This is a genomic window from Stenotrophomonas sp. MYb57 (assembly GCF_002966815.1).
In the GTDB taxonomy this organism is placed as follows: domain Bacteria; phylum Pseudomonadota; class Gammaproteobacteria; order Xanthomonadales; family Xanthomonadaceae; genus Stenotrophomonas; species Stenotrophomonas indicatrix.
Genome location: NZ_CP023271.1, coordinates 4,609,913 through 4,622,500, shown reverse-complemented (window position 1 = coordinate 4,622,500; position 12,588 = coordinate 4,609,913). Strand labels below are relative to the sequence as shown.

Here is a 12,588-nt window from a genome sequence, read left to right as displayed (position 1 = left end):
CATACCGGGCGTTGGTTGTCCCGGGGAAAGGCGGTAGGTTTGGATCTTTGGCAAATCCGGGATCCTTTAAGACCGAGCACCGAGACGAGCCTTTATGGCGAAGTTGCTGATACCACGCTTCCAGGAAAAGCTCCTAAGCTTCAGCTTACGCAGACCGTACCGTAAACCGACACAGGTGGGTAGGATGAGAATTCTCAGGCGCTTGAGAGAACTCGGGTGAAGGAACTAGGCAACATGGCACCGTAACTTCGGGAGAAGGTGCACCCTTTTTGGTGGCTCGTGCGAGCTATAGCTGAAGAGGGTCGCAGTAACCAGGCCGCTGCGACTGTTTATCAAAAACACAGCACTCTGCAAACACGAAAGTGGACGTATAGGGTGTGACGCCTGCCCGGTGCTGGAAGGTTAATTGATGGGGTCAGCCGCAAGGCGAAGCTCTTGATCGAAGCCCCAGTAAACGGCGGCCGTAACTATAACGGTCCTAAGGTAGCGAAATTCCTTGTCGGGTAAGTTCCGACCTGCACGAATGGCGTAACGACAGCGGCGCTGTCTCCACCCGAGACTCAGTGAAATTGAAATCGCTGTGAAGATGCAGCGTTCCCGTGGCAAGACGGAAAGACCCCGTGAACCTTTACTATAGCTTTACACTGAACGTTGAGTTCGTCTGTGTAGGATAGGTGGGAGGCTATGAAACCATGGCGCTAGCTGTGGCGGAGCCATCCTTGAAATACCACCCTGTCGTGCTTGACGTTCTAACCTGGGCCCATTATCTGGGTCGGGGACCGTGTATGGTGGGTAGTTTGACTGGGGCGGTCTCCTCCTAAAGAGTAACGGAGGAGCTCGAAGGTACGCTCAGCGCGGTCGGACATCGCGCACTGTGTGCAAAGGCATAAGCGTGCTTGACTGCAAGATCGACGGATCAAGCAGGTAGGAAACTAGGACTTAGTGATCCGGTGGTTCTGTATGGAAGGGCCATCGCTCAACGGATAAAAGGTACTCCGGGGATAACAGGCTGATACCGCCCAAGAGTTCATATCGACGGCGGTGTTTGGCACCTCGATGTCGGCTCATCACATCCTGGGGCTGTAGTCGGTCCCAAGGGTATGGCTGTTCGCCATTTAAAGTGGTACGCGAGCTGGGTTCAGAACGTCGTGAGACAGTTCGGTCCCTATCTGCCATGGGCGTTGGAGATTTGAGAGGGGCTGCTCCTAGTACGAGAGGACCGGAGTGGACGAACCTCTGGTGTTCCGGTTGTCACGCCAGTGGCATTGCCGGGTAGCTATGTTCGGAAGCGATAACCGCTGAAAGCATCTAAGCGGGAAGCGCGCCTCAAGATGAGATCTCCCGGGGCACAAGCCCCCTGAAGGAACCATGTAGACTACGTGGTTGATAGGTCAGGTGTGTAAGTACAGCAATGTATTGAGCTAACTGATACTAATGATCCGAGAGGCTTGACCATATAACCTCAAGTTGCCTTGGCCGACATGACATGTCGATAGATCCAAGTGCACGCTACGTCACAAGACCAAACGAGAGGCAGGCGCTCAGGCGCGTCTCTTTGCATCGCAGGCATCATCATGCCCGCCCCCTGCAGAGACACGACGCCCAGGCGACACTCCAACCGCCTCCCTGGTGAAATTAGCGCTATGGAACCACCCGATCCCATCCCGAACTCGGAAGTGAAACGTAGCTGCGCCGATGGTAGTGTGGCCTAAGCCATGCGAGAGTAGGTCATCGCCAGGGTTTATACCCAAAAACCCCGCTGCTCACGCAGCGGGGTTTTTCTTTGTGCGCGAGAAACCAAGGGTAATGCCGGCCGCTGGCCGGCAACCACGTGCAGCCGCGTGATGTTCATGAGGTTGCCGGCCAGCGGCCGGCACTACCGGAACTCAATACCCACGCGTAGATGCGGCGCCCAGGCGGTGCCGCAATCTTTGGAGCACAGCAGCTGGCGGACATACTCCGCCGCAGCGGCAGGTGCTCTGGCCTTCTTACTTATCATCGTGTCGCATGCAGCCTCAAACGGACCGCCTTCGTACCCGTTGAGTCAAACAACCCCGCCGGGAACCACGCCCAACAAAAAGGCGGCGCCCTGCGGGCGCCGCCTTCCATGCAGCAGGCGCAGGCCCGGATCAGTCGATCAACGCGGCCTCGCGCTGCCGGAACACCGATACCGCCTGGTTCAGTGCACCGGCCTGCGACTGCAGTTCACGTGCCGCCGCAGTGGCTTCTTCCACCAGCGCCGCGTTCTGCTGCATGGCCTGGTCCATCTGCACCATCGTCTGGTTGATCTGCTCGATACCGGAGGACTGCTCCTGTGACGCCGCTGAGATCTCGCGCATCAGGTGGCTTACGTTCTCAACGCCGCCGACGATGCCCTGCATGCGCTGTCCGGCATCGGCCACCAACTGGGCGCCCTCGCCGACCTGACGACCTGCCTCGTCGATGAGGACCTTGATCTCCTGGGCCGCCGCCGCCGATCGCTGCGCGAGCACACGGACCTCGCTGGCGACGACCGCGAACCCGCGCCCCTGTTCGCCGGCGCGTGCCGCTTCAACCGCTGCGTTGAGCGCGAGGATGTTGGTCTGGAAGGCAATGCCGTCGATCACGCCGGTAATGTCGCCGATCCGCTTCGACGCGCCTTCGATGGCCTGCATGGTGTCGACCACCCGCTGCATGGCGTGGTTGCCATCACTTGCTGCGCCCTGGGTGGAGGCGGCCAGCTCGCTGGCCTGGCGCGCATGCGCTGCGTTCTGGCGCACGGTGGCGGTCAGCTCCTCCATCGAGGCGGCCGTTTCCTGTAGATGAGCGGCCTGTCGCTCGCTGCGCTCGGACAGCGCGCCGTTGCCGGCGGCGATTTCGCTGGCGGCCGTGCTGATGGTGGTGGCGCAGTGCTGGATGTGGCCGACCATGCGCGCCAGCTGGCCGGCGGTGGCGTTGGCATCGCGCTGGATGGCGGCGAACGCGCCGTGGTACTCGCCCTGCATGCGACGGTCGAGATCGCCGTTGGCCATAGCTGAAAGCATCTGCCGCACTTCGTCGACCGTGCTGCCCAGTGTGTCCAGCAGCTGGTTGATGCCCCCGGTCAGGCCGTCGAGGAAGCTGGCGCCTTCGCTGGCCTGCAGGCGCTGTTCCAGATCACCCTGCGCGGCGGCATCGACAATCCCGGCGACGGCATTCTCCAGCGTCAGTTCATGGGTACGGTCATGCCATTCCACCGCAAAACCCAGGCGCGCGCCCTGTGCGTCGAACACCGGGGTGACGACCTGGGCGAAGTGCACCGGCCCGATCCGCACCTTGCCGTTGTGTGTCGCCTGCAGCTCATTGAGGATGCCGCGGATGCGGTCAGGGTTGGCATGGAAGCGATGGATGCTGCTGCCGACCAGCCGCTCGGCGTCGAAATCGGGGAAGGCCTGGCGCAGCGTGGCCTGCTGGTTGCGCAGCAGCGCCACCACCGAGCGGTTGACGTAGCGGATGACGTGATCGTTGTCGGCGATCATCATCGCCGTGCGCGAGGCATCCAGTGCCTGGCGGATCTGCGCGTTCTCGGCATGTGCTTCGGCCTCGCGGCCGCGCTGCGCCTGCACATGGCGTGCGGTATCGGCCAGCGCGTGGGCCAGGGAACCGGGTGCGTAGTTGCGTGCATCGCTGTGTGCGCCGAGGTCGGCGCCCGTGGCAATGTCGCGTGCCAATGCCGCCAGGCGGTGCGGTCCGTGACCCAGCGCTTCGCTCTGTTGGCGCAGGCGCGCGGCGGTCTGGCCCAGCACCAGCGTCAGCACCGCCAGGGCCATGGCATTCAACAGCGGCGGCAGGACGGCCGCCCCATCAAGCAACGGCGCCAGCAACGCACCGACACCCACGGCGCCGGCCAGCCACAACGGCATGCGGTCACGCTGGATGAGCAGCACGCCCAGCAGCAGCGCGATGGGCAATGCGGCATTCAATCCGCTGATATGGCAGAGCAGGCTCAACTGCAGTGAAAGCACTACGGCCAGGCCGTTGCGCGCGAGCGAATGGCCGGCCTGGCGCCAGCCCAGCCAGGCGGCTGGCAGCACTGCGGCGACAACGGCGCTCGCAGCGGGCACCGACGTGCCGCGCACGGCCAGTACAAGGCCGATCGCTGCCAATACGACGCTGCCCAGCAGCAGGCGACGATCGCCTCGCTGGGCCAGCTGTTGCAGATAAGGGAGACGGCCCTGGTCGGGCGGGCGGGAGGACGCAATGGACATCGGCAACTCCTGGATCAACGGACGGCAGCGACCCTGCAACGCCCTGCGCGGATGAGCGCAACGACGGCACGGGCGGGGAATGCGGGGAATGCGGCGCAGGCAGCGACGCGGAGGACGGACACCGTGACCACATCCTGTGGATGACGGTGCAGCAGACGGGACATGCGGTCTTCCTTGCAGAACCAGGAACGAGCCGCAGGCACAAAGGGCCTGCGTGCTGTGGACGCAGGGGCCCACTACCGTTCTATCGGCCGCGCTGGCGCAGAGTGAAGTGCGCGCGGCCGACGATGGTCAGCGTGCGTTGGCGTTTTCGCTCAGGAACGCATCGATGACGGCGGCAATACGCGCCGGGTGTTCCATGTGCAGGTGATGGTTGCCGGGGAATACCGCCAGGCGGCCATCACGCAGATGCTGCAGGCGCTCGCTGCGCATCGGCTCGGGATAATACGACTGTGCAGGCGTGGCATAGATCACCTGGGTAGGACAGGTGATGGCCTGCAGCAGGTTGTCGATCTGGCCTTCGCTGAGGCGGATCGCGGTGGGCAGCATCAGGCGCGGATCGCTGCACCAGCGATAGCCGCCTTCGACCGGCTCGACACCGCGTTCGACCAGCAGGCGTGCGCAGCCTTCGCTGAGCTGGTTGGTCATCATCCGCGCCCGGATCGGTGCAGCCAGATCCGGGAACACGCGCAGCTGCTTGCGTGCGAGTGCTCGGGTGGCGTCGACGTGCTCGCGCAGGCGGCTGGCAGTTTCTTCCTCCGGCCCGCGCAGGCCGCCCAGTGCCTCGATGGCGACCAGCCGTTCGATGCGATCACTGACCGCTGCGGCGAGGCTGGCGATGCCGGCACCCATCGAATGGCCGACCAGGGTGAACCGGTCCCAGCCCAGTGCATCGGCGACATCGAGGACATGGGTGATCGCTGCTGGCGTGGTGTACACCGCCCCGATCGGCAGATGCGCGCTGTGGCCGTGCCCGGGCAGATCGATCGCCACCAGGTCCAGGTGCGGCAGATGCGGCGCCAGCGGAACGAAACTGGCCGCATTGTCGAGCCAGCCGTGCAGGGCCAGCACCCGCGGACCCTCAGCCGGCCGGCGCAGGCCGGCGACGCGGACGCCCGCGACCTGCAGCTCAAACGGCTGCAGGCTCATGCCAGCGAGGCCACGGCCAGCCGAGCCAGTGCGCGGGCGTGTTCCGGTGCGGCGTTGAGGCAGGGGATGTAGCGCATCTGTGCGCCGCGCTCGGCCAGTGTTTCGGTGAAGCCCATGGCGACTTCTTCCAGTGTTTCCAGGCAGTCGGTGGCAAACCCGGGGCAGACGACGTCGATCTGCTTCACCCCCGCTTCGGCCAGCTCCCACAGGCTGGGCTCGGCGTAGGGCTGCAGCCAGCGTTCGCGGCCGAAGCGCGACTGGTAACCCATCTGCCAGTCGTCCGCGCCCAGGCCCAGTGCTGCGGCGATCGCGCGCGCACTGGCCTCGCAGCGCTGCGGATAGGGATCGCCGGCATCGGCAAGGCGCTGCGGAATGCCATGGAAGGAGAACATCAGCTTCTGGCCGCGACCCTGCTGCTGCCAGTAGCGCTGGATCGAGCCGGCAACGGCGGCGACCCAGTCCGGATCGATCGAATAGTCCTGCACCAGGCTGACGGTGACCTGTGGGTTCCTGCGCTGCCAGGCATCCACACGATCCTCGACCGAGGCCGTGGTGGTGGTCGAATACTGCGGATACAGCGGCAATACCACGATGCGGCGCACGCCCTCGGTGGCCAGCCGATCCAGTTCGGTGGTGAGCGCGGGTTCGCCGTAGCGCATCGCGTGGCGTACGCGCAGCGTCGGCAGCAATGCTTGCATCGCCTGCGCCAACTGGCGGGTGTGGACCATCAGCGGCGAGCCGTCCGGCAGCCACACCTGGGCGTACTTGGCGGCTGAACGGCTGCTGCGCAGCGGCAGTATCAGACCGCGCAGCAAGGGCTGCCACAGCAGTGCCGGCAGCGAGACCACGCGCCGGTCGGACAGAAATTCGGCCAGATAACGGCGAACGGCGGGAGCCGTCGGCGTCTCGGGCGTGCCTAGGTTGACCGCCAGTACGGCGGTATCGGGTGCGTCGAGCATGGGCGGTATTGTCGCCGATTCCATCGTCACGTCGGCATGCAGGGTTCGGATGGATGTCATCGATAAGGCCAATATGAGCAGGCAACGCTCATTGGGGATTCATCACAACACTACTAATTTCAGTCACTTGCTATATCTTCCTATGGACTGACTTCTGGAGCCTGCCATGCGTCGCCCGATCCAAGCCCTGCTGATCGCCGCCAGCCTGCTGTCCAGCCAGGCCATGGCCGGACCGCAGGAAGACCAGCGCGCCCGCAACGCGGTGCGTGTACTGGCTGAAATCCAGGGAATCCCTGAACAGGGCATTCCGGACAAATTGCTCGACGAAGGCCGCGCGGTCATCGTCATTCCCGACACGATCAAGGCCGGTCTGGTGATCGGCGGCCGTCGTGGCCACGGCCTGATGTCGGTGCGCATGCCCAATGGTGCGTGGTCCAACCCGGTATTCATCAAGCTCACCGGCGGCAGCATCGGCTTCCAGGCCGGTGTGCAGTCCTCCGACGTTGTGCTGGTGTTCCGCAACGACCGCAGCCTGGACAACCTCGTCAACGGCAAGTTCACCCTCGGCGCAGATGCCGGTGTGGCCGCCGGTCCGGTCGGCCGCAATGCCGCCGCCGCCACCGATGGCCAGCTGAAGGCCGAGATCTGGTCGTGGTCGCGCGCCCGCGGCCTGTTCGCTGGCGTGGCCCTGGATGGTGCGATCCTGCAGATCGACGATGCTGCCAACCTTGACGCCTACGGCAGCAACACCACCCCGCGGATGATCTTCGAGGGCCGCGCGGCTGGCTCGCCTTCAATGGATGTGGTCGCTTTCCGTGATCGCTTGGAAGAGGCCACCTACGCGGCGCGCAACAACCGCAATGGTGGCAATGACGCACCGCGTCCGGCGGCCGCTGCAGCGCCTGCCCCGCAGCCTGTTCAGGCAGCGCCGGCGGCACCTGCTGAAGCCACCACGGCGCCGCTGCAGGCCGTGCCGCAGACCCCGCCGCCGGCCCAGCAGGGTTTCCAGCCGGTCAACGACGGTGAAATCCGCACTGAAACACTGGGCAACAACTGACTTTCGTCACGCGCGCCGGCTAACAGCCGGTGCGCTATGCTCGGCAATCTGATCACTAACGTAACGAGCGACTTATGGGCAGTTTCAGCATCTGGCATTGGTTGGTCGTGCTCGCCATCGTCCTGCTGGTGTTCGGCACCAAGCGCCTGACCAGTGGTGCCAAGGACCTCGGCTCGGCGGTCAAGGAATTCAAGAAGGGCATGCACGACGACGACAAGCCGAACGCGCAGTTGGGCGACGAGTCGCGCAGCCAGGACGCCTCGCGCACCGCGCAGGACGAGCACGACCGCAAGCCGCGTTGATCCGGAGCGGTTGCGGTGTTTGATATCGGCTTCAGCGAACTGCTGGTGATCGCGGTTGTCGCCTTGGTGGTGCTCGGACCTGAGCGCCTGCCCAAGGCGGCCCGCTTCGCCGGGCTGTGGGTACGCCGCGCGCGCAATCAATGGGATTCGGTCAAGCAGGAACTGGAACGCGAACTGCAGGCCGAAGACATCAAGCGGCAGATGCAGGACGTGCGTCAGGGCATGCAGGACACCGAGAACCAGCTGCGTGCCAGCGGCGAAGCCATGCGCCGCGAAGCCGAGCAGATGCAACAGCACAGCGACACACTGGCGCAGCAGGTGCGTGCACCGGCCCCGGCCGAACAGCCCCCACATCTGGCGGATGCGCCCGAGCCGGAGGTGGCGTCGACTGAAGGTGCAGCCATTACGCCCGCCACCGCTGAAGCTGCGGGCAATGCCGTTGCTGATACCGCGACCGAAACGCCCGCGCGCACGGAGCGCCCGTCATGAGCGAACACGACTTCGGCGAAAGTTCGCTGGTGGAACACCTGGTTGAACTGCGCTCGCGCCTGGTGCGTGCGCTGCTGGGGCTGGGCGTTGTGCTGCTGGGCCTGCTGCCGTTTACCCAGAAGCTTTACAACGCACTGGCCGAGCCGCTGATCTCGCAGTTGCCCAATGGGCAGACGATGATCGCCACCAACCCGGCCGGCGCCTTCTTCGCGCCGTTGAAGCTGACGTTCTTCGTGGCCCTGTTCGTGGCCGTGCCATGGCTGCTGTACCAGCTGTGGGCCTTCGTCGCGCCGGGCCTGTATGCACGCGAGAAGCGCCTGGCGATGCCGTTGCTGGTCTCCTCGGTGCTGCTGTTCTACACCGGCTGCGCCTTTGCCTATTTCCTGGTGCTGCCGGCCGTCTTCCACTTCCTCACAACCTTCAGCCCGGAAGTGATCGCGATCACGCCGGATGCGAATGCCTACCTGGACTTCGTGCTGGCGATCTTCTTCGCCTTCGGCGGCAGCTTCGAGCTGCCGGTGGCGATGGTGATCCTGGTGCTGCTGGGCTGGATCACGCCGCAGCAGTTCAAGGAAGGACGCGGCTACGCGATCGTCGGCATCTTCGTGCTCGCTGCGATCCTGACACCGCCGGACGTGGTGTCGCAGCTGATGCTGGCGATCCCGATGTGCCTGCTGTACGAGCTGGGCATCCACGCCGCGCGCTGGCTGGTGCCGTCTTCGGTGGTCAAGAAGCCTGCGGCCTGATCCCCGGTAGCGCCGGGCCATGCCCGGCGTTCGTGGGGCGAGGTGACATCCATCCGCCGGGCATGGCCCGGCGCTACCGTTGAGCCCCGCTCAAGCGTGGAAGACGTCGTTGGCCGGCGGCGACTGCGGCACCGACGGTGCGCCGCGGCTGCCGCGATGCACGAACATCTGCTTCCAGGCCGCATAGACGGCGCCGACATACAGCGGCATCAGCACCGTGGTGAACACCAGCTGCGCGATGAAGGCCGCCGCCAGCGGGCCGCCCAGCAGCATGCCGAGCTGGACCACGATCACGAACAGCACATAGACGCAGAACGCGGCGATCAGGCCGAGCACGGTGAACACGGCGGTGGCGCCGATGTTCTCGATGCAGCCCTGCAGGCTCAGGCGCAGCGCGTGCATGCCGCTCTGGCGGTCGAACACCACCAGTGCCGGCTGGGTGAACATCGCCAGGGTCAGCGCCACGGCGGTGCAGAACACCAGCAGCATCCACAGCGCGATGCGCTGCGCGGGCAGGTTGGCGACCAGTTCGGCGGCGGTTTCAGGACTGATCTGCTGCCCGCTGCGGCCGAGTTCCTGCATCTTGGTCATGGTGTCGCTGAAGGCGGTGAAGCCCTCGCGGCCGATCATCAGGTACAGCAGCGCGCCCAGCAGCAGCACGGCCAACACCTGGATCGCCAGCGGCACCAGCAGGTGGCTGACACGACGGTCGCGGATCGGCTGCAGCAGATGGGTGGCCAGGCCGGGACGGCCCTGGTCGATCTCACCCATGGCGTACAGCATGCCGCCGAACATCACCGGTGAAATCACCAGCGTCATCATCTGCAGGGCCAGGCCGGCGGTACCGGGCAGCATCGTTCCCAGCAGGGTGACCACCCAGTTCACCAGCAGCCAGGTCAGGCCGATCCGGGCCAGCTGCAGCGGCGCACGCCGATACAGCGAGAACGTATCCAGCAACCACTGGGCGCCCGCCGAGGCTGGCAGCTTGCGAATCTCTTTCATGGACATCCGGGGAGGGACAGGAGGGGCCGGGCGGTATGCCCGTGCCGCCGATTATCCCTGTTTTGCCACCGGCTGGGCTGAAGACAGCCGGGCCTGGCGGACAAAGCGCCGCAACAGCTGGCGCGCCAGCGGCGCGGCGCTGACCGCGCGCTCGATGCTGCGCGCGCAACCGCCATGACGGCCGATGCAGTCGGCGCGTGCGCGCACGTAGCCACGCATGTGGTGGGTGGCGAATTCCGGATGGAACTGCACGCCCCAGGCCTGGCGGCCCCAGCGGAAGGCATGGCAGCCATCCAGCGGCGAGCGCGCCAGCACGGCGGCACCTTCGGGTACGCGCAGCACGGTCTGCAGATGGGTGGCGTGGGCCGCGAAGTGGCTCGGCAGGCCCTGGAACAACGGGTCCTGAGCGGCCTGCGGGTCCAGTGCCAGCTCAATCGTTCCCGATTCGCGCCCGGCGGGGTTGTAGGCCACTTCGCCGCCCAGCGCGTGGGCCAGCAGCTGGTGGCCGTAGCAGATGCCGAACACCGGCACGTCGTCGTGCGCGGTCTGCCGCAGCCAGGCGGCACTGCGTTCGCTCCATTCGGCGTGGTCGGTGACGAAGGCGGCCGAGCCGGTTACCAGCACGCCGGCGAACTGGCGTGGATCGGGCAGGTCGGCGCCGTGCTCGACGTCGACCACGACGGTCTCGTGTTCTTCCAGGCCGGCGGCGACCCGGATCCAGTGCGGAAAGCGCCCGTAGCGGCGCAACGACGGCACGGGGCGGCCGGTTTCAAGGATCAGGAAGGGCGCTGGATTCATCCGGGGGAGGTAGTACGGACAGGACTTCCTCGATTGTAGTCAGCCCCTGTGCCACCTTTTCAAGCCCGGCCTGGCGCAGGGTTCGCACTCCTTCAGCACGCGCGGCACGGTTGAAACCGGCCAGATCCATGTCCGCACGGATCAGCCCGCGCAGGCGCGAGCCCAATGGCAGCAACTCATACAGGCCGATGCGGCCGAGGAATCCGGTGCGCCGGCACTCCAGGCAACCGACCGGCCGACAGGGCGTGGCGGCATCTGGATATGCAGCTTCGCTATCAGCCAGCACTGCCCAATCGGCCCGGCCGAGGGTGTGCGGCTGCTTGCAGTGCGGGCACAGGGTGCGCACCAGGCGCTGGGCGAGGATGCCGTTGACGGTGGATGACAGCAGGTAATGCGGTACGCCCAGGTCGAGCAGGCGGGTGATGGCCGAGGGCGCGTCGTTGGTGTGCAGGGTGGACAGCACCAGGTGGCCGGTCAGCGAGGCCTGCACCGCCATCTGCGCGGTTTCCAGGTCGCGGATCTCGCCGATCATGATGATGTCCGGGTCCTGCCGCAGCAGGGTGCGCACACCGCTGGCGAAATCCAGGTCGATGTTGGTCTGCACCTGCATCTGGTTGAATTCCGGCGCGATCATCTCGATCGGGTCTTCCACCGTGCATACGTTGACGTCCGGCGTGGCCAGCCGCTTCAGAGTGGAATACAGGGTGGTGGTCTTGCCCGAACCGGTCGGGCCGGTGACCAGCACGATGCCGTGCGGGCGCTCGACCAGGGCGGTCCAGCCGGCCGCTTCCTGCGGGCTGAAGCCGAGCTGGTCGATGCTCTTGAAGGCCGCTTCCGGGTCGAAGATGCGCATCACGCATTTCTCGCCGAAGGCGGTCGGCATGGTCGACAGGCGCATTTCCACTTCACGGCCGCCGGGCGAGCGGGTCTTGATGCGACCATCCTGCGGGCGCCGGCGCTCGGCCAGGTCCATGCGTCCGAGCACCTTGATACGGCTGACCACGGCGGTCATCACCGCCGGCGGCACTTCGAACACCTTGTGCAGCACGCCGTCGATGCGGAAGCGCATGCGGCCCATTTCGCGGCGGGGCTCCAGGTGGATGTCCGAGGCGCGCTGCTCGTAGGCGTACTGCAGCAGCCAGTCGACGATGTGCACGATGTGCTGGTCGTCGGCATTGACGTCGCCGGTGCGGCCCAGTTCCACCAGCTGCTCGAAGCTGGGCAGGGTGGTGTTGGCCTCACCTCGTACGTCGCCACGGGCACCGCGCACCGAGCGGGTGACGCCGAAGAACTCCATGGTGTAGCGGTGCAGGTCCAGCGGATTGACCACCGCCAGTTCGATGCGCAGGCGGGTCAGGTGCTGCAGGTCGCGCAGCCATTCCTGTGCCAGCGGCTCGCTGGTGGCCACCAGCACGCGTTCGCCATCCACCGCCAGCGGCAGGAAGCGATGGCGGCGCGCGTAGGCGTGCGAGGCCACGGCCGTGACCGAGGCGACGTCGACCCGGGTCGGATCGATGCGCAGGTAGCGGCTGCCGGTACGCTGGGCCAGCCACTCGGTGAGGCGTTCCAGATTGAGGTCGCCGCCGTCGCTGGCGGCCAGCTTGAGGTTGGACAGCAGCACCAGTGGATGCACTTCACTGGCATTGCGGGCGCCCTGTGCGGAAAAACGGATGCGCTCGCGCTCGTGCGCAGCCACCACGCCGTCGGCCAGCAGGGCCGCCGCAACCTGTTCGAACTGCAGGCGACCGGGCGGCAACGGTGCCGCTCCAGGCTCGCCGGGCGTGCCCGTGGGCAGCCGATGTTCCATCCACCTGCTCCTTCCGGGTACGGAATGCCCCGCAGGTCGGCCGTTATACTAGC

The 12,588-nt window shown here is 65.6% G+C and carries 10 protein-coding genes and 2 rRNA genes (1 of these 12 running past the window's edge); 6 read left to right on the top strand and 6 right to left on the bottom strand.

What is annotated here, in order from left to right; translation table 11 throughout:
• Window positions 1-1,456 (top strand): 23S ribosomal RNA (locus CLM74_RS21100) (it extends 1,425 nt beyond the left edge of the window).
• Between the two features lie 169 nt (window positions 1,457-1,625).
• Window positions 1,626-1,740 (top strand): 5S ribosomal RNA (gene rrf / locus CLM74_RS21095).
• 389 nt (window positions 1,741-2,129) lie between these two features.
• On the opposite strand, the gene CLM74_RS21090 is transcribed toward rrf, so the two are convergent.
• The 3 genes from CLM74_RS21090 to hemH form a co-directional block, all read right to left on the bottom strand.
• Window positions 2,130-4,226, bottom strand: coding sequence for a methyl-accepting chemotaxis protein (locus CLM74_RS21090; RefSeq protein WP_105164888.1), 2,097 nt, complete (start codon window positions 4,224-4,226; stop codon window positions 2,130-2,132).
• 291 nt (window positions 4,227-4,517) lie between these two features.
• Window positions 4,518-5,375, bottom strand: a complete 858-nt coding sequence (locus CLM74_RS21085) for an alpha/beta hydrolase (protein WP_105164887.1) — start codon at window positions 5,373-5,375, stop codon at window positions 4,518-4,520.
• The gene (gene hemH / locus CLM74_RS21080; protein WP_105164886.1) at window positions 5,372-6,334 is read right to left on the bottom strand and encodes a ferrochelatase; all 963 of its coding nucleotides are present in this window, start codon (window positions 6,332-6,334) and stop codon (window positions 5,372-5,374) included. The genes CLM74_RS21085 and hemH overlap by 4 nt, the downstream gene beginning before the upstream one ends.
• A 166-nt stretch (window positions 6,335-6,500) precedes the next feature.
• Here hemH and CLM74_RS21075 point away from each other — a divergent pair, with 166 nt between their 5' ends.
• The 4 genes from CLM74_RS21075 to tatC all read left to right on the top strand — a co-directional run bounded on the left by CLM74_RS21075 (window position 6,501) and on the right by tatC (window position 8,928).
• The gene (locus tag CLM74_RS21075; RefSeq protein WP_025878761.1) at window positions 6,501-7,391 is read left to right on the top strand and encodes a YSC84-related protein; all 891 of its coding nucleotides are present in this window, start codon (window positions 6,501-6,503) and stop codon (window positions 7,389-7,391) included.
• Window positions 7,392-7,465: 74 nt separating this feature from the next.
• Window positions 7,466-7,693 carry a Sec-independent protein translocase subunit TatA gene (tatA, locus tag CLM74_RS21070; RefSeq protein WP_025878762.1) on the top strand — a complete coding sequence of 76 codons (228 nt, stop codon included), beginning with the start codon at window positions 7,466-7,468 and terminating at the stop codon, window positions 7,691-7,693.
• Between the two features lie 15 nt (window positions 7,694-7,708).
• Entirely contained in the window at window positions 7,709-8,182 is a 474-nt protein-coding gene (gene tatB, locus CLM74_RS21065; protein ID WP_032977537.1) for a Sec-independent protein translocase protein TatB, read from the top strand.
• Complete coding sequence (tatC, locus tag CLM74_RS21060; RefSeq protein WP_025878764.1) at window positions 8,179-8,928, top strand: twin-arginine translocase subunit TatC; 750 nt, start codon at window positions 8,179-8,181, stop codon at window positions 8,926-8,928. Before tatB ends, tatC begins: the two co-directional genes overlap by 4 nt.
• Window positions 8,929-9,018: 90 nt before the next feature.
• Here tatC and CLM74_RS21055 read toward each other — a convergent pair whose 3' ends face one another.
• Genes CLM74_RS21055 through CLM74_RS21045 form a run of 3 tightly spaced genes read right to left on the bottom strand, consistent with a single transcriptional unit; the run spans window position 9,019 to window position 12,535 of the window.
• On the bottom strand, window positions 9,019-9,930 hold the full coding sequence (locus CLM74_RS21055) for a BPSS1780 family membrane protein (protein ID WP_105164885.1): 912 nt from the start codon (window positions 9,928-9,930) through the stop codon (window positions 9,019-9,021).
• A gap of 51 nt (window positions 9,931-9,981) precedes the next feature.
• The gene (locus CLM74_RS21050; protein WP_025878766.1) at window positions 9,982-10,728 is read right to left on the bottom strand and encodes a glutamine amidotransferase; all 747 of its coding nucleotides are present in this window, start codon (window positions 10,726-10,728) and stop codon (window positions 9,982-9,984) included.
• Window positions 10,700-12,535, bottom strand: a complete 1,836-nt coding sequence (locus CLM74_RS21045) for a GspE/PulE family protein (RefSeq protein ID WP_032976767.1) — start codon at window positions 12,533-12,535, stop codon at window positions 10,700-10,702. The genes CLM74_RS21050 and CLM74_RS21045 overlap by 29 nt, the downstream gene beginning before the upstream one ends.
• Window positions 12,536-12,588 lie beyond the last annotated feature (53 nt).

What these genes read in the sequence shown, in the direction of transcription:
- CLM74_RS21090 (WP_105164888.1), bottom strand. Translation starts at nt 4,226, where the DNA reads ATGTCCATTGCGTCCTCCCGCCCGCCCGACCAGGGCCGTCTCCCTTAT.
- CLM74_RS21085 (WP_105164887.1), bottom strand. Translation starts at nt 5,375, where the DNA reads ATGAGCCTGCAGCCGTTTGAGCTGCAGGTCGCGGGCGTCCGCGTCGCC.
- hemH (WP_105164886.1), bottom strand. Translation starts at nt 6,334, where the DNA reads ATGCTCGACGCACCCGATACCGCCGTACTGGCGGTCAACCTAGGCACG.
- CLM74_RS21075 (WP_025878761.1), top strand. Translation starts at nt 6,501, where the DNA reads ATGCGTCGCCCGATCCAAGCCCTGCTGATCGCCGCCAGCCTGCTGTCC.
- tatA (WP_025878762.1), top strand. Translation starts at nt 7,466, where the DNA reads ATGGGCAGTTTCAGCATCTGGCATTGGTTGGTCGTGCTCGCCATCGTC.
- tatC (WP_025878764.1), top strand. Translation starts at nt 8,179, where the DNA reads ATGAGCGAACACGACTTCGGCGAAAGTTCGCTGGTGGAACACCTGGTT.
- CLM74_RS21055 (WP_105164885.1), bottom strand. Translation starts at nt 9,930, where the DNA reads ATGAAAGAGATTCGCAAGCTGCCAGCCTCGGCGGGCGCCCAGTGGTTG.
- CLM74_RS21050 (WP_025878766.1), bottom strand. Translation starts at nt 10,728, where the DNA reads ATGAATCCAGCGCCCTTCCTGATCCTTGAAACCGGCCGCCCCGTGCCG.
- CLM74_RS21045 (WP_032976767.1), bottom strand. Translation starts at nt 12,535, where the DNA reads ATGGAACATCGGCTGCCCACGGGCACGCCCGGCGAGCCTGGAGCGGCA.